This is a genomic window from Pseudomonas sp. MPFS (assembly GCF_022537035.1).
Lineage (GTDB): Bacteria > Pseudomonadota > Gammaproteobacteria > Pseudomonadales > Pseudomonadaceae > Aquipseudomonas > Aquipseudomonas sessilinigenes.
In genome coordinates this window covers 6,702,220-6,718,567 of the sequence record NZ_CP066123.1, presented here as the reverse complement: position 1 = coordinate 6,718,567, position 16,348 = coordinate 6,702,220, and the positions used below count along the sequence as shown (strand labels likewise).

General features: G+C 62.6%; 16 protein-coding genes. 12 read left to right on the top strand and 4 right to left on the bottom strand.

The window, feature by feature from the left end:
* Window positions 1–55: 55 nt before the first annotated feature.
* The gene (locus tag I9018_RS30930; protein ID WP_241108274.1) at window positions 56–1,834 is read right to left on the bottom strand and encodes a type II/IV secretion system protein; all 1,779 of its coding nucleotides are present in this window, start codon (window positions 1,832–1,834) and stop codon (window positions 56–58) included.
* 111 nt (window positions 1,835–1,945) lie between these two features.
* Window positions 1,946–2,272 carry a hypothetical protein gene (locus I9018_RS30925; protein ID WP_241108273.1) on the bottom strand — a complete coding sequence of 109 codons (327 nt, stop codon included), beginning with the start codon at window positions 2,270–2,272 and terminating at the stop codon, window positions 1,946–1,948.
* Between the two features lie 124 nt (window positions 2,273–2,396).
* On the opposite strand from I9018_RS30925, the gene I9018_RS30920 reads away from it, so the two are divergent.
* The gene (locus tag I9018_RS30920; protein ID WP_241108272.1) at window positions 2,397–2,867 is read left to right on the top strand and encodes an Lrp/AsnC family transcriptional regulator; all 471 of its coding nucleotides are present in this window, start codon (window positions 2,397–2,399) and stop codon (window positions 2,865–2,867) included.
* A gap of 10 nt (window positions 2,868–2,877) precedes the next feature.
* Here I9018_RS30920 and I9018_RS30915 read toward each other — a convergent pair whose 3' ends face one another.
* The gene (locus I9018_RS30915; RefSeq protein WP_241108271.1) at window positions 2,878–4,245 is read right to left on the bottom strand and encodes a CYTH domain-containing protein; all 1,368 of its coding nucleotides are present in this window, start codon (window positions 4,243–4,245) and stop codon (window positions 2,878–2,880) included.
* 158 nt (window positions 4,246–4,403) lie between these two features.
* Between I9018_RS30915 and argE the strand changes: the two genes are divergently transcribed.
* The 11 genes from argE (at window position 4,404) to coaA (ending at window position 15,702) form a co-directional block, all read left to right on the top strand.
* A complete protein-coding gene (argE, locus tag I9018_RS30910) occupies window positions 4,404–5,561 on the top strand; it encodes an acetylornithine deacetylase (protein WP_241108270.1) in 1,158 nt (385 codons plus the stop codon).
* Window positions 5,562–5,697: 136 nt separating this feature from the next.
* Complete coding sequence (argA, locus tag I9018_RS30905) at window positions 5,698–6,996, top strand: amino-acid N-acetyltransferase (RefSeq protein ID WP_068576058.1); 1,299 nt, start codon at window positions 5,698–5,700, stop codon at window positions 6,994–6,996.
* Between the two features lie 495 nt (window positions 6,997–7,491).
* Complete coding sequence (locus I9018_RS30900; RefSeq protein WP_241108269.1) at window positions 7,492–8,817, top strand: OprD family porin; 1,326 nt, start codon at window positions 7,492–7,494, stop codon at window positions 8,815–8,817.
* A 275-nt stretch (window positions 8,818–9,092) separates the two neighbouring features.
* Window positions 9,093–9,731: a peroxiredoxin gene (locus I9018_RS30895; RefSeq protein ID WP_022641715.1), complete on the top strand. Its 639-nt coding sequence runs from the start codon at window positions 9,093–9,095 to the stop codon at window positions 9,729–9,731.
* A gap of 207 nt (window positions 9,732–9,938) precedes the next feature.
* Window positions 9,939–10,532, top strand: coding sequence for an NADPH-dependent FMN reductase (gene ssuE, locus I9018_RS30890; RefSeq protein ID WP_241108268.1), 594 nt, complete (start codon window positions 9,939–9,941; stop codon window positions 10,530–10,532).
* Window positions 10,533–10,622: 90 nt separating this feature from the next.
* Complete coding sequence (locus I9018_RS30885) at window positions 10,623–11,588, top strand: sulfonate ABC transporter substrate-binding protein (protein ID WP_053133817.1); 966 nt, start codon at window positions 10,623–10,625, stop codon at window positions 11,586–11,588.
* A gap of 24 nt (window positions 11,589–11,612) precedes the next feature.
* The gene (gene ssuD, locus I9018_RS30880; protein ID WP_068575398.1) at window positions 11,613–12,761 is read left to right on the top strand and encodes an FMNH2-dependent alkanesulfonate monooxygenase; all 1,149 of its coding nucleotides are present in this window, start codon (window positions 11,613–11,615) and stop codon (window positions 12,759–12,761) included.
* Window positions 12,762–12,770: 9 nt separating this feature from the next.
* Complete coding sequence (gene ssuC, locus I9018_RS30875; protein WP_068575399.1) at window positions 12,771–13,559, top strand: aliphatic sulfonate ABC transporter permease SsuC; 789 nt, start codon at window positions 12,771–12,773, stop codon at window positions 13,557–13,559.
* Entirely contained in the window at window positions 13,556–14,362 is an 807-nt protein-coding gene (ssuB, locus tag I9018_RS30870; RefSeq protein ID WP_241108267.1) for an aliphatic sulfonates ABC transporter ATP-binding protein, read from the top strand. Before ssuC ends, ssuB begins: the two co-directional genes overlap by 4 nt.
* Before the next feature lie 88 nt (window positions 14,363–14,450).
* Window positions 14,451–14,666: a TOBE domain-containing protein gene (locus I9018_RS30865; RefSeq protein ID WP_011064106.1), complete on the top strand. Its 216-nt coding sequence runs from the start codon at window positions 14,451–14,453 to the stop codon at window positions 14,664–14,666.
* Between the two features lie 118 nt (window positions 14,667–14,784).
* A complete protein-coding gene (coaA, locus tag I9018_RS30860; RefSeq protein ID WP_068575401.1) occupies window positions 14,785–15,702 on the top strand; it encodes a type I pantothenate kinase in 918 nt (305 codons plus the stop codon).
* Window positions 15,703–15,706: 4 nt separating this feature from the next.
* Here coaA and I9018_RS30855 read toward each other — a convergent pair whose 3' ends face one another.
* Window positions 15,707–16,345, bottom strand: a complete 639-nt coding sequence (locus I9018_RS30855; protein ID WP_068575402.1) for a TetR/AcrR family transcriptional regulator — start codon at window positions 16,343–16,345, stop codon at window positions 15,707–15,709.
* Window positions 16,346–16,348 lie beyond the last annotated feature (3 nt).

Sequence of the window (16,348 nt, the reverse complement as noted above, 5' to 3'; positions counted from 1 at the left end):
ACGTTTTGGCTGTGCCTACAGCGTAGTCCAGCCCTAGAGGCGCGCTTTGGCGGCGCTATCGGGACTCGTTACAGGGCGTGACCCGCAGGGCTTCCTCCAGGCTGGTCAGCCCTTGTGTCACCTGGTACGAGGCGGCCAGGCGCAGGCTGCGCATACCGTCGGCAGCGGCCTGGCGGCGCAGTCCGGCCAAGTCGAGGTCAGGTTGGATCAGGGGCTTGAGGGCATCGTTCATGCGCAGGATTTCATAGACCCCGACCCGCCCGCGGTAGCCGGTGCCTCGGCACTCGGCACAGCCAATGGCGCAGTAGGCGTGCAGGGGCACCGGCAGCCGCTCGGCAGGCGCCAGGCTCTGCCATTGGTCCGCGTCGAGATCCACAGGTTGCTTGCAATGGCCGCACAGGGTACGTACCAGGCGCTGGGCCATGACCCCGATCAGCGTGGCCTTGATCAAGTAATGCGGTACGCCCAGCTCCAGCAGGCGGCTGATGGCGCCCGGGGCGTCGTTGGTGTGCAGGGTGGACAGCACCAGGTGGCCGGTCAGCGCGGCCTGGATCGCGATCTCGGCGGTCTCCAGGTCGCGGATTTCGCCGATCATGATGATGTCCGGGTCCTGGCGCAGCAGGGCGCGGACGCCGCTGGAGAAGTCCAGGTCGATGTTGTGCTGCACCTGCATCTGGTTGAACGCTGGCTCGAGCATTTCGATCGGGTCCTCGATGGTGCAGAGATTGATTTCAGGTGTCGCCAGCTGCCTCAGGGTGGCGTAGAGGGTACTGGTCTTGCCCGAACCCGTGGGCCCGGTGACCAGGATGATGCCGTGGGCCTGGGTGGTCATGGCTTGCCAGCGCTCCAGGTCCGCGCCGGAGAAGCCCAGCTGGTCGAAGTCCTTGAGCAGGACCTGGGGGTCGAAGATGCGCATCACCAGTTTCTCGCCGAAGGCCGTGGGCAGGGTCGACAGGCGCAGCTCGACGTCGTTGCCCGATGGCGTGCGGGCCTTGACCCGACCGTCCTGTGGGCGGCGTTTTTCCGCGACGTTCATGCGCCCAAGGCTCTTGAGGCGGCTGATGATGGCCAGGGTCACCTGGGTTGGAAACGCGTAGACGTGGTGCAGCATGCCGTCGATGCGAAAACGCAGGTTGCCCTGTTCGCGGCGAGGTTCGATATGAATGTCACTGGCTCGTTGCTCGAAGGCGTACTGGAACAGCCAGTCGACGATATGGACGGTGTGGGCGTCGTCGGTGCCCGCTGCCGGGTCGCTGCTTCCCAACTTCAGCAACTGCTCGAAATCGCCCGGAGTACTGGCTCGCTGCTCGTTGCTGGCGCCACTGACCGATCGCGCAAGGCGATAGAACTCCTGGGTCAGGCGGCGGATCTGCGCCGGGTTGGCGATCACGTGTCTTATGGAGCGCTTGAGAACGTGGGCCAGGTCGGCTTTCCAGGTCGTGACGTACGGTTGGGCGCTGGCCACCGTCACGCTTTGGGCATCCACGGCCACTGCGAGGATTGCATGTCGCTGGGCAAAGGCGCAGGACATCAGGGGCGTGATGCTGGCCGCGTCGATCTGCAGCGGGTCGAGGTGCAGGTAGGGCAGGCCAGCCTGGCGAGCGAGCCAGGCCGTGAGGCTGTCCAGGTCCAGGCTGTGGCCGGGGCGCTGCAGGTCCGGCAACTGGCGGGCGGCGATGGTTTCCAGCGGATGCGAGTCGATGTCGGTTGCCAAGTGGCGAGCTGTCATCGCCTGTTCGGCGGCGTCCTGGCTGATACGGCCCTGGGCCAGCAGGTCGCGCAGTAGTTCGGTCAGCTCCAGCCAACGGTCCTGGGGAATGTGCACGGCGGCCATGCTGGCCTCCTTGGGCTATGGACGAGGCGCGGTTGCCCAGCCACGAACAGCCAAGGATAGCCAGCCCAGGCCGGGAGCCTGTCGGCCAAGGGTTGCAGGGTTTTACCGGGGTCAGCCTGCGGCTTGCAGGCGCGATGGCTCAACCATTGCCAGTTCAACCGAGCTGACGCTGATCAGGTTGCGCAGCTTGTCCGCGATGACCCCGGCCCGATGCCAGCTCAAGCCATCGAGTTCCACCTCCATCTGCAGGGTCGACTCTTGCTGCTGCACCGAGACTCGCTGCGGAATCAGGAACTGCAAGGCGAAGTGGTTGAGTACCCGGCACAGGATGTCGGCTTCGATATCGGCCAGTAGCTGGTATTGCACGCGGCAATGGGCTTGGTTGGGGCTCCAGGCATCGGGGCGCAACGATTGGCCAGGGGTATCGAGAAGGGGCATGGCGGTCTCCAGGTGAGTGGAGAAATTTTTACATTCGATTCTGGGTATTTCTTATCTAAGATGAGTCTATTTTTATATTTATTGAATTGAATAATTCACATATATGCCTATTTGAGGATTAATCATGCATAGCGAGCTGGACGCTTATGATCGCCGGATTCTCGCGCTGTTGCAGGAAGATGCTTCGCTTTCCAGCGCACAGATCGCCGAGCAGGTGGGATTGTCCCAGTCGCCATGCTGGCGGCGGATCCAGCGTTTGAAGGAAGAGGGGGTGATCCGCGGCCAGGTGACCTTGCTCGACCGCAAGAAGATCGGGCTGAACACGCAGATCTTTGCCGAGATCAAGCTCAATGCCCACGGCCGCTCCAACTTCACCGAGTTCACCGAGGCGATCCGTGGTTTCCCGGAAGTGCTGGAATGCTATGTGCTGATGGGGGCGGTGGATTTTCTATTGCGGGTGGTGGCGGCGGATATCGAGGCCTATGAACGCTTCTTCTTCGAGAAGCTGTCCATGGTGCCGGGAATCCAGGAGGTGAACTCGATCGTTGCCCTGTCGGAGATCAAGTCCACCACCAGCCTGCCGGTATTGCGCTGAGCGCCGTGGATCACATGCGCAGCAGGGTTTTCCACGCGCGGTTCTGGAACACCGCGATGGCTTGCTGCTTGCGGGCGACCAGGGCGTCCTCGGTGATGGGCTCGTTGGCCAGTTGTGCCAGTTTGTTCAACTCGCCATAGAGACGATCCAGCTCGGGGATTTCCAGCACGTTGCGGGCATGGTGCAGCCAGGCCTGGATGCGCTCGATACGCGGCAGTTGCTCGGCCAGGTCTTCGGGCTGCTGCTGGTAGCGTGGCAGTTGCAGGGACGAGGCCTCATCGGCCAGCAGGCGCGGCAGCCAGCTGGAGAGTTGGGCGGCCCCTTGGCGATTGCCGCGGGTGTTGCGCTCGGCGGCCCAGGTACGGTCCAGCAGCCAACGCGAGGTGTTCAGCGAGAACAGGCCCCAGCGCACGTCCTGGAGTTCTTCGATGAATTGCTCTGGAGCGGCCTTGCGCACGTCTTCGTCATCCAGGCCGGCCTGCACCAGCGGGCGCCAGTCTTCCAGCAGGGCATCCAGGGCGCTGCGCAGTTCGGCGCTGGACTGGCGTGGCGCGGCCTGGCCCAGGCTGCTGACCAGGGCGCGCAATTCGGCGAGGCTGTCCACCCAATCCTGCAGCAGGCGCCAGTGGCCGTTGAAGCGGTACTGTTCGGCCAGGCGCTGGCTGCTGCCCAGCAGGTGCCAGGCGAGGGCGGCGAAGGCTTCGTCCAGCGACGTTTCGGCGCTCAGTTGCGGGGCCGGCAGGCTCAGGGAATAGCTGCCGGCATCGAACAGGCGGTAGCCGCGTTCGGCCTTGCTGATGTCGCAGGGCATCAGTGGCAGGGTGAGGGCCAGCTCCGCTGCCAGCTCCAGCAGGGCCGCCGGCTCGCCTTCGCGCAGTTCCAGCTCCAGTTCGCAGATTTCTTCCTTGTGCTTGCCGGCGATCACCTGGCCCAGGTCCAGGGCTGCCTCGATCACCACCTTGGCCTTGCCACGGCCCCAGGCGATTTCTGCGCGTTCGCGGACGAAATCGGTGGTGAACATCGGCTTGAGGGTTTTCTTGTCCAGTTCGGCCAGGGCCTCGGGCCAGCACTGGCCGTCGAGTTTCTTCAGGTCGAGCTTGGCCTTGGGCAGCTGCCAGTCGTATTCGTTGCGCTCGGACAGGCCGGCGACGCTTTGGCCACGGGTCTTGAGGGTCTGGATCACGACATCGCCATCGCGGCGCAGGCGCAGGGCCACCTTGGCCTGGGCCAGGTCGCGGTCCGGGGTGTCGAAGTACTGGTTCATCAGTTCACGGCGTTCCCAGCCACTTTTGTTGCGTTTTTTCAGGAGCGGGTGCTCGCGCAGGGCCACGAGGGTCTCGCGACTGGCACGGAGTTTGATTTCGGTTTCTTTCTGCATGGCCGGACAATCCAGGATCGGGAGCGCAGCCGGGGGAAAATTGGCTGCCAAGGCCGTGCAGTGTACAGGACAAGGCGCCTGGAGGTGCCGCCGCGGTTCCTTCGACGGGGCAACAGCCCCTATGATGGGCCTTGTCTTGGGATTTCCGGAGCCAGCTCATGCCATTGCCGTCCATGAAGGAGCAGTTCGCCGCACTGATCGCCGCCCCCTCGGTGAGCTGTACCCAACCTGCACTGGACCAGTCCAACCGTCCGGTCATCGACCTGCTCGCCGGCTGGCTGGGCGATCTGGGCTTCACCTGCGATATCCAGCAGGTCAGCCCCGGCAAGTTCAACCTGCTGGCCAGCTTTGGCACGGGCCCTGGCGGCCTGGTGCTGTCCGGGCACAGTGACACGGTGCCGTTCGACGCGGCGCTGTGGCAGACCGACCCACTGAAGCTGACCGAGGTCGATGGGCGTTGGGTCGGCCTTGGCAGTTGCGACATGAAGGGATTCTTCGCCCTGGCCATCGAGGCTGTAAGGCCGTTGCTCGAGCGGCCGTTCAAGCAGCCGTTGTTGATCCTGGCCACTTGCGACGAGGAAAGCTCCATGGCTGGAGCCCGGGCCCTGGCAGACGCCGGACGTCCCCTGGGGCGAGCGGCAGTGATTGGCGAACCGACCGGGCTCAGGCCGATCCGCTTGCACAAGGGCGTGATGATGGAGCGCATCGACATTCTCGGTCGTAGCGGCCATTCGTCGGACCCGAGCCTTGGCCGCAGCGCCCTGGAGGCCATGCACGATGCCATCGGCGAACTGCGTGGCCTGCGCCTGCAGTGGCAGCGTGAATTTCGTAATCCGCAATTTGGCGTGCCGCAGCCGACCCTGAACTTCGGCTGCATCCACGGTGGCGACAACCCCAACCGCATCTGTGGCCAGTGCTCTCTGGAGTTCGATCTGCGTCCCTTGCCGGGCATGGACCCGCAGGCCCTGCGCGAGGCGATCCGGCAGAGGCTCAGGCCAGTGGCCGAACGGCACGAGGTGCAGATCGACTATGCCCCGCTGTTTCCTGCCGTACCGCCGTTCGAGCAACCCGAGGACGCCGAATTGGTGCGAGTGGCGGAGCGCTTGACCGGACATCGTGCCGAAGCAGTGGCGTTTGGCACAGAAGCCCCTTATCTTCAGCGCCTTGGTTGCCAGACCCTGGTGCTGGGGCCCGGGGATATCGCCTGTGCCCACCAGCCGGGGGAGTACCTCGAAATGTCACGCTTGCAGCCTACCGTGCAGCTATTGCGTGAATTGATTGAACATTACTGCCTGACGCCGGCCCAATTTCAGTAAATTGCCGGTATTCCTGTCCGTACCCATGAGGAGAGTAAGCGTGTTGCCAAGCCTGTTCCGACGATAACCATCAGCCCGCAGTGCGTTTTCCGTTTCGTCCTTTCATAGGCTGCTTTTTATTTACAGGCTCAGGTTCATGCCCGAATACGTCAATTGGCTCCGCCACGCGTCTCCCTATATCAATGCTCACCGCGACTGCACCTTTGTGGTCATGCTCCCCGGCGACGGCGTTGAACATCCCAACTTTGGCAATATCGTCCACGACCTGGTGCTGCTCCACAGCCTCGGGGTGCGCCTGGTGCTGGTGCACGGTTCCCGCCCGCAGATCGAATCGCGCCTTGCCGCCCGCGGCCTGACGCCCCATTACCATCACGGCCTGCGGATCACCGATGCGGCGACCCTGGAATGCGTGATCGACGCCGTGGGCCAGTTGCGTATCGCCATCGAAGCGCGCCTGTCCATGGACATGGCGTCCTCGCCAATGCAGGGCTCGCGCTTGCGGGTGGCCAGCGGCAATTTGGTGACCGCTCGTCCGATCGGCGTGCTCGAAGGCGTCGACTACCACCACACCGGCGAGGTGCGCCGGGTCGATCGCAAGGGTATCAATCGCCTGCTGGACGAGCGTTCCATCGTCCTGCTCTCGCCCCTGGGGTACTCGCCTACCGGGGAAACCTTCAACCTGGCCTGTGAAGACGTGGCTACCCGTGCCGCCATCGACCTGGGCGCCGACAAGCTCCTGCTGTTCGGTGCAGACCCAGGGCTTTTGGACGAGGATGGCAAGTTGGTGCGTGAACTGCGCCCGCAGCAGGTTCCTGCTCATTTGCAGCGCCTGGGCGCCAATTACCAGGCCGAGTTGCTGGATGCGGCGGCTGAGGCCTGCCGGGGTGGGGTAGGGCGCAGCCATATCGTCAGCTATGCCGAGGATGGTGCCTTGCTGACCGAGCTCTTTACCCGCGATGGCGGCGGCACCCTGGTTGCCCAGGAGCAGTTCGAGCGGGTGCGCGAGGCGGCGATCGAAGACGTTGGTGGCCTATTGGAGCTGATCAGCCCATTGGAAGAGCAGGGCATCCTGGTACGTCGCTCCCGCGAAGTACTGGAGCGCGAGATCGAGCAGTTCAGCGTGGTCGAGCGCGAAGGCATGATCATCGCCTGCGCGGCGCTGTACCAGATCGCCGATTCCGATGCGGGTGAGCTGGCATGCCTGGCCGTCAATCCTGAGTACCGGCATGGCAAGCGTGGCGACGAGCTGCTGGAGCGGATCGAGACTCGTGCCCGGGCCCAGGGCCTCAAGACGCTGTTCGTCCTTACCACGCGGACGGCCCACTGGTTCCGTGAGCGTGGCTTCGTGCCCAGCAGTGTCGAGCGCCTGCCATCGGCCCGAGCCTCGCTGTACAACTACCAGCGCAATTCGAAGATCTTCGAAAAAGCCCTGTGAAATAGTGTCCGGAATGACAAGGCCGCGCTTCGGTCCGGGATCGAAGCGCGGCCTTGTGTATTTCAGAATAATTTCATTTCGATACTAAAACTGTAACAAATTGACGGGAGGATAGGCTCTTAGCCATGATTGCGCCGCTTTTTTGATCCCTTATGACGTTATTCATTGATCTGGCCGAGGGCCTGGAAGCAATAGCGGCGGGAAAATATTTTTCAGGAATAGGCTCGCAGGCGTCTACGCTGGAGCTTTGGGCTGGCGGATGGCGAGCTTTATTCCTGAAGGGTATGAGAAAGAATGGAATAATTCTTTTTGGGTTTATGAAGAATTCATTAACCTGCATGGACCAAATAACTGCGATTAGACATTGGTCGAAGACACAGATCGTTACGATTGACTTATCAGTCACGGTCTGGCGCTAATCGCGCATCTGTGGCACCCGGGCGTTTCGATCTGGGGCCAGGAACCACAAGAATTAGAAAACGAGAGGAGCGATACATGAACAAGTCCACCTTGGCCCTGGCTGTGGCCGTAGGGGTTTTGGCGCAGCAGGCAGGCGCCGCTGGTTTCATCGAGGACAGCAAGGCCACCCTGGGGCTGCGTAACTTCTACATCAACACCGATAACCGTGACGGTACTGGCCCGAACAAGAACGAAGAGTGGGGCCAAGGCTTCGATCTGCGTTTCACCTCGGGTTACACCCAGGGCACTGTCCAGTTCGGTGTCGATGCCATTGCGCTGTATGGCCTGCGCCTGGATTCCTCGCCGGCCACGAGCGGTAACTCTTCTGGTACCGCTTCTGGCGGCACCATCTTCCCGAGCGATGGCAACAAGGCTGTTCATGACTTCGCCAGCCTGGGCCTGACCGGTAAGGTCAAGGTTTCCCAGACCGAGCTGAAGGTCGGTACCCTGCTGCCGAACAACCCGGTGATCAAGTACAACGACGGTCGCCTGCTGCCACAAACCTTCCAGGGCGGCCAGATCACCTCGAACGAAATCAAGGACCTGACCCTGACCGCAGGCCAGGTCGAGCGCGCCAAGGGCCGTAACTCGAGCAACAACGAAGGCCTGTCCATCGCGGGCGCCAACGCTGGCTCGAACTACCCGAAAGGCGAGTTCAGCAACAAGTTCTACTACGCCGGTGCCGACTACAAGATCACCAAGGATCTGACGGCTTCGTACTACTTCGGTGAGCTGAAGAACTTCTACAACCAGAACTTCCTCGGCCTGGTGCACAACTGGGCAATCGGCCCGGGCGTCCTGAAGAGCGACCTGCGCTACTACCGCAGCCGCGACGACGGTCGTAATGGCGACACCGCGGGCTACTACACCACGGGTTACTACGGCGACAAGGTCACCAAGGGCAAGGTCGACAACGACCTGTACAGCTACCTGGCCCTGTACTCGGTCGAAGGCCACACCTTCGGTGCCGGCTACCAGTACACCAAGGGCGATAGCGACTTCCCTTGGCTGAACCAGGGTGACGGCTCGTCCAACAGCACCATCACCGATATGCAGATCCAGAAGTTCGCCCGTGCTGGCGAGCGCACCTGGCAAGTTCGCTACGGTTATGACTTCGCCAAGGTCGGCGTGCCTGGCCTGACCGCCAACGCGGTCTACCTGCGTGGCAACAACATCGATACCTCCCTGGGCAGCAAGACAGAGTGGGAACGCGACCTGACCGTTGCCTACGTCATTCCGGAAGGCCCGCTGAAGAACCTGGGCTTCGCCTGGAAAAACGCCATGTGGCGTACCGACCTGGCGAACACCCGTTCCCAGGACGAAAACCGCCTGATCGTCAGCTACTCGATCCCGCTGCTGTAATCGGCAATAAAAAACCTCGCCCGGCGCAATGCCGGGCGAGGCTTCGTTCCAAGTCAGGCCCACCCCCGTGAGCCCTTCCTGAATTCCCCTCTTTCTTGCAGCTACTCAAGGCCTTCTCGAACCTTGTGTACCAGGGTGTTCCTGGCGTGCCTGCGAGTCCAGTGAAGAGATTTTTAATATTCCTTTACGGTCTTAATAAATCGATATTTATTCTTTTTAAATAAACTGCGCCCGAGGCAGAGTAGCGTCATCACGCACTCACAGGAGCAGCACCCATGAGCCTCAGACTGGGCGATATCGCCCCCGACTTCGAACAGGATTCCAGTGCCGGCAAGATTCGTTTCCACGAGTGGCTGGGTGATAGCTGGGGCGTGCTGTTTTCCCATCCGGCGGACTTCACCCCGGTATGCACCACCGAGCTGGGTTTTACCGCCAAGCTCAAGGATGAATTCGCCCAGCGCGGGGTCAAGGCCATTGCCCTGTCGGTGGACCCGGTGGATTCCCATCACCGCTGGATCGAGGACATCAACGAGACCCAGGACACCCGGGTCAACTTCCCGATCCTGGCCGACGCCGACCGCAAGGTCTCGGACCTCTATGATCTGATCCATCCCAATGCCAGCGACACCCTGACCGTGCGCTCGCTGTTCATCATCGACCCGAACAAGAAAATCCGCCTGACCATCACCTACCCAGCCAGCACTGGGCGCAATTTCCACGAGATCCTGCGGGTGATCGACTCGCTGCAACTCACCGACAACTACAAGGTGGCCACCCCGGCCAACTGGCAGGACGGTGACGAAGTGGTGATCGTGCCGTCCCTGAAGGACGAGGAAGAGATCAAGCGGCGTTTTCCCAAAGGCTATCGCGCAGTGAAGCCCTACCTGCGGCTGACTCCACAACCCAACCGTTGAGGCGCATGACAGATCCATAAAGCAGGGGTTTTCAGGCCGTTTCGACGGCCTTTTTTTTCGCCTGGTAAATGCACCTTCTTATATTCTTTTGTGGAATAAACAAATGAATAAATAAGATTTATAGATATAAAAATAGACTGTTAAGGTCTGCTCATCCGGTGAGATCGCATCCCGCGAATCACCTTATTCGTTCAAGGAATCCCCTGCATGCTGGTGGTCTCTCTCGGTGGCAGTCCCAGCCAGCGTTCCCGTTCCGGAGTGCTGCTGGAGTTGGCCAAGCGCTGGTTGCAGCAGCAAGGTGTGGAAGTGGTCAGTTACCAGGTGCGGGACTTCCCGGCCGAGGACCTGCTTCACGCCCGCTTCGACAGCCCCAAGGTCATCGACCTGCTGCGCCAGATCGAACAGGCCGACGGCCTGCTGATCGCCACTCCGGTCTACAAGGCTTCGTTCTCCGGAGCCCTGAAGACATTGCTGGACCTGCTGCCCGAGGGCGCGTTGAGGCACAAGGTGGTGCTGCCCATGGCCACCGGCGGCAGCATCGCCCACATGCTCGTGGTGGACTACGCCTTGAAGCCTGTGCTTTCGGCGCTCAAGGCCCAGGAAATGCTCCAGGGCATCTTTGCCGAGGATAGCCAGATCGCCTACGGCGAAGGCAGCGTCCAGCCGCAGTTGGCCCAAGCCCTGGAACTGCGTTTGCATGAAGCCCTGGGGCAGTTCCACAGCGCCCTGGCACGCCGTCCCAAGCCGCTGGACCCGAATCTGTTGAACGAACGCCTGCTCAGTGCTCGCTGGAGCATTTGAGCCACGTCATTGATCTGAACTACTGGCCTTACTCGCCCGCCAACGGGCAAGCAGGTGCAGCCAAAAACCCACAGCAAAAAGGAGAGCGCCATGCGCCCTGTCATTTTGCGTCGCGGGCTGGTCGCTCTGTTTGCTGCGGCTGTGTCCTTCGGCGCCATTGTCCAAGCCCAGGCCGAGACCCTGCGTATCGGCTATCAGAAGTACGGCACCCTGGTGCTGCTCAAGGCCAAGGGCTCCCTGGAGAAGCGCCTGGCGCAGCAGGGCGTCGATGTACAGTGGACTGAGTTTCCCGGTGGCCCGCAGCTGTTGGAGGGGCTGAACGTCGGCTCCATCGACTTCGGCGTGACCGGCGAGACGCCACCGGTGTTCGCCCAGGCTGCCGGCGCCGACCTGCTCTATGTGGCCTATGAGCCACCGGCTCCCCTGAGTGAAGCAATCCTGGTGCCCAAGGACTCGCCGATCCGCTCGGTGCAGGAGCTCAAGGGCAAGAAGGTGGTGCTCAACAAAGGCTCCAACGTCCATTACTTGCTAGTCCGCGCCCTGGAAGATGCCGGCCTGAAGTACAGCGATATCCAGACCGTGTTCCTGCCACCGGCCGATGCCCGCGCCGCTTTCGAGCGTGGCAGCGTCGATGCCTGGGTGATCTGGGACCCTTACCAGGCCGCCGCCGAGCAGCAGTTGCAAGCGCGAACCCTGCGTGACGGCAGCGGCATCGTCGACAACCACCAGTTCTACCTGGCCACCAAGCCCTATGCGCAGCAGCACCCTGAGGTGATCAAGACCCTGGTAGAAGAAGTGCGGGCGGTGGGCGAATGGTCCAGGGCCAACCCGCAGGAGGTCACCCAACAGGTGGCGCCGCTGCTGGGGCTGTCTCCCGAGATCACCCTGACCTCGGTCAAGCGCCAGGGCTATGGCGCAGGCTTCCTGACCCCGGAAGTGATCGCCGCCCAGCAGAAAATCGCCGACAGCTTCTACCAGCTCAAGCTGATCCCCAAGCCCCTGAACATCAAAGACGTGATCTGGACGCCCGGCGCCGCCGTGGCCAAAGCGCCGTAACCCGACCCCTTAGGAGACCACTCCATGAGCCTCAACATCTTCTGGTTCCTGCCCACCCACGGTGACGGCCATTACCTTGGCACCGCCGAAGGCGCCCGCGCCGTCGATCATGGTTACCTGCAGCAGATCGCCCAGGCCGCCGACCGCCTGGGTTTCGGTGGCGTGCTGATCCCTACCGGGCGTTCCTGCGAGGACTCCTGGCTGGTGGCAGCCTCGCTGATTCCGGTGACCCAGCGCCTGAAATTCCTGGTGGCCCTGCGCCCCGGGATCATTTCCCCGACGGTGGCAGCGCGTCAGGCGGCAACTCTGGATCGCTTGTCCGGCGGCCGTGCCCTGTTCAACCTGGTAACCGGGGGCGACCCTGACGAGCTGGCGGGCGATGGCCTGTTCCTCGACCATGAGGAGCGGTACCAGGCTTCGGTGGAGTTCACCCGCATCTGGCGCCGGGTACTGGAAGGCGAAACCGTGGACTACGACGGCCAGCACATCAGCGTGAAGGGCGCCAAGCTGCTCTATCCGCCGCTGCAGCAACCCCGTCCACCGCTGTACTTTGGCGGATCGTCGGAAGCGGCGCAGGACCTGGCCGCCGAGCAGGTGGAGATGGTGCTGACCTGGGGCGAACCACCGGCCGCAGTGGCCGAGAAGATCCAGCAAGTGCGGGATAAGGCCGCCAAGCTTGGGCGCACCGTGCGCTTCGGTATCCGGTTGCACGTGATCGTGCGCGAAACCAACGAAGAGGCCTGGAAAGCCGCGGACAAACTCATCTCCCATCTGGATGACGAGACCATCGCCCGGGCCCAGGCATCCCTGGCGCGCTTCGACTCCGTGGGCCAGCAGCGCATGGCGGCCTTGCACGGCGGTCGTCGCGACAAGCTGGAAGTCAGCCCCAATCTCTGGGCTGGAGTCGGCCTGGTGCGTGGCGGGGCTGGCACCGCCTTGGTGGGCGACGGGCCTACCGTGGCGGCGCGGATGCAGGAGTACGCGGACCTTGGGATCGACACCTTCATCTTCTCCGGTTATCCCCATCTGGAGGAGTCCTACCGGGTGGCCGAGTTGCTGTTCCCGCACCTGGACATCGAGCGGCCCAAGCTGCCGGAGGCTGCCGGTTATGTGAGTCCGTTCGGCGAGATGGTAGCCAACGACATCATTCCCAAAGCCGCGTCCCAGAGCTGAGGTGCGGCCATGAACGGACAACGCATAGTGCATCGGCTGGCGCCGTGGGGGCTGCCGTTGCTGTTACTGGCGGCCTGGCAGTTGTCGGTGTCGGCGGGTTGGCTGTCGACCCGTATCCTGCCGGCCCCCAGCGCGGTGATAGAGGCGGGGGTCAGCCTGATACGCAGTGGCGATATCTGGACCCACCTGGCCATCAGTGGCTGGCGTGCCGGGCTGGGCTTCCTGATCGGTGGCAGCATCGGCCTGGTGCTGGGCTTCATTACCGGCCTGTCGAAATGGGGCGAGCGCTTGCTGGACAGCTCGGTGCAGATGATCCGCAACGTGCCGCACCTGGCGCTGATCCCGCTGGTGATCCTGTGGTTCGGTATCGATGAGTCGGCGAAGATCTTCCTGGTGGCCCTGGGTACGTTGTTCCCGATCTACCTCAACACCTACCACGGCATTCGCAACGTCGACCCGGCGCTGGTGGAAATGTCCCGCAGCTACGGCCTGACGGGCTTCGCGTTGTTTCGCCAGGTCATCCTGCCGGGAGCCTTGCCATCGATCCTGGTGGGGGTGCGGTTCGCCCTGGGCTTTATGTGGCTGACCCTGATCGTTGCCGAAACCATCTCTGCCAGTTCCGGCATTGGCTACCTGGCAATGAATGCCCGGGAGTTCCTGCAGACCGACGTGGTGGTCCTGGCGATTGTCATGTACGCCGTGCTGGGCAAGCTTGCAGACCTTGCGGCACGTGGCCTGGAGCGAGTCTGGCTGCGTTGGCACCCGGCTTATCAGGTCGTCAAGGGAGGTGCGCAATGACTGCCCAGCAACCACCACGGCTGCTGCGGGGCATCCCGCTGGCAGTACGCAAACTGCAGAAGACCTTTGGCTCGCGACAGGTGCTGCGGGAAGTCGACTTGCATATTCCCGCTGGCCAGTTCGTTGCGGTGGTGGGGCGCAGTGGCTGTGGCAAGAGCACCTTGCTGCGCTTGCTGGCGGGCCTCGACCAGCCTAGCGGCGGCCAGTTGCTGGCCGGTACTGCACCGCTGGTCGAGGCGCGCGAGGACACTCGCTTGATGTTCCAGGAGGCGCGCCTGCTGCCCTGGAAGAAAGTCATCGACAACGTTGGGTTAGGGCTCAAGGGCAACTGGCGGCCCCAGGCCCTGGAGGCCCTGGAGGCGGTAGGCCTGGCGGATCGGGCCAATGAATGGCCGGCGGCCTTGTCCGGTGGGCAGAAGCAGCGCGTGGCCCTGGCCCGGGCGCTGATCCATCAACCACGGCTGTTGTTGCTGGACGAGCCCTTGGGGGCCCTGGATGCCCTGACCCGGATCGAGATGCAGCAGTTGATCGAACGCCTGTGGCAGCAGCACGGCTTCACCGTGCTGCTGGTGACCCACGATGTCAGCGAGGCGGTAGCGATTGCCGATCGGGTGCTGTTGATCGAGGACGGTGAGGTTGGCCTCGACTTGCATGTCGAGCTGCCGCGGCCGCGGGTACGCGGCTCCCATCGCCTGGCGGCGCTGGAGACCGAGGTGCTCAATCGCGTGTTGTCGCTGCCCGGGTCGCCGCCCGAGCCGGAACCTGTTTCACCCCTGCCCACGCAATTGCGTTGGGCGCTGTAGAGCAGCAGCAAGCAAGAGCGTTGTGCTTGGGCTTGCCGCTGGCCGCTTGAAACGTGCAGCTCTGTTTTTCGACCCCAGGAGAAATACCATGACCATCAAAGCCATCAATGTTCGCAACCAGTTCAAGGGCACCATCAAGGAAATCGTCGAGGGTGATGTGTTGTCGGAAATCGACGTGCAGACAGCCTCGGGGATCGTCACTTCGGTGATCACTACCCGCTCGGTCAAGGAGCTGGAGCTGTCCATTGGCAGTGAAGTGATTGCCTTCGTGAAGTCCACGGAGGTGTCGATCGCCAAGTTGTGAACACCGTCGTATCAAGGCCCCGGAGGGAGCGAGCCCTGCGGGGCTTTTTCATGGGCGCTGTAAATAACGGTCAGATTTGATACTTTCCCTGCTTTCGCAAGGCCTGAACAGTACAGACATGACAACAAAGCAGGGTCCAAACGCAGGGTACTTGGAGTTCGACCGCGACCATTGGGCCGCTCTCCGGGCCGGGGAGCCCATGAGCCTGTCGCCGTCGGAGATGGAGACGCTGACCAGCCCGACCCAGCCCATGGAGTCAGAAGAGGTCAGGCAGATCCTGTTGCCGCTGTCGCGCCTGTTGCATCTGCATGCCACGCAGGTCCAGGCGCTCAAGGCGCCACAGGATGGGGGCAAGGTGCCTTATGTCATCGGGGTGTCGGGCAGTGTCGCAGTGGGCAAGAGCAGCTTCGCCAGGGTCCTGGCCGCGTTGCTGGCCTACTGGCCGGGCAAGCCCAACGTGCAGTTGGTGACCACCGATTCGTTCCTCTTGCCCCTGGCGAGCCTGCAGGAAAAGAACATCCTGCATCGCAAGGGGTTTCCCGAGTCCTACGACGAGCCGCTATTCCTGGAGTTTCTCCAGGCGGTGTGCCGGCGGGGCGAGGCCGCGCAGATCCCGATCTATTCCCATGTCCGCTACGACATCCTGGCTGACGAGGCGCAGTCGGTGGAGGCGCCGGACATCATCATCCTCGAAGGCCTGAATGTGTTGCAGGGTGAGCGGGGGCAGGGCCTGCATGCCCTGGATTTCATCGACTTCTCGATCTATGTCGACGCCGCACCGGAGGCCATCAAGACCTGGTACCTGGAGCGCTTCGTCTATTTGAAGAACACGGCCTTCCAGTCGGACGACTCCTACTTCAACAAGTTCAAGGGGCTGTCCGACCCAGAGGCGCTGGCCATGGCCTCCGATACCTGGGACCGGGTGAACCTGAAGAATCTTGTGGAGAACATCCTGCCCACCCGGGAGCGGGCCAACCTGGTGATCCACAAGACTTTGGATCACCGCATCGACAGGTTGTCGCTGCGCCAGGCTTGAACGTTCAGAGCGGGGTGGGGCGCTTGGGCAGGTACGGCGGCAGGTACAGGCCCAGGTAGGCATCGAATACCCGCATGCCTTCCTCTGCCATGCGGGCGGTGATTTGCCCGTGTTGCTGCACCGACCGGGCATACACCCGGTCCCCCAGCTCCATGGCCAGGGCGAATACGTCCACGTCCTGTGGCAGTGCCGGTAGGGTGAAGTGCCGGTTGAACAGCTTGTGCATCAGGTCGCCCAGTTCGAGATCGTGCTGGCGGTCGGCCTGGGTGACTTCGGTCAATCCATGTTGCGCCAGGATCAACTGCCGGGCTGCGGCATCGTCTGCGTAGATGGCGAGCATGCGTTGCTCCACCAGGCGTGACAGGTCCCGCCAGCCGTCGAGCCGTTCATGCTCGATCGGGGCTTGCAGGCACGCGCGGAATGCGGCGTGGACATCCGCGGTAAGGGCCTCGAGCAGGGCCGGTACGCTGGCGAAGAAGTGATAAACCGACGACGGCGGGATCTGCGCGCGCTCGGCCACGCTGTAGATCGACAGGCTGGCCACGCCTTCGCTGGCCAGCAGGGTGCGGGCCGCGTCAAGTATCGAGTCGATCCGGGCCTGGCTGCGTGCACGGGGCTTGCGAAGAGGGGCGGTGCGCGTCATCGG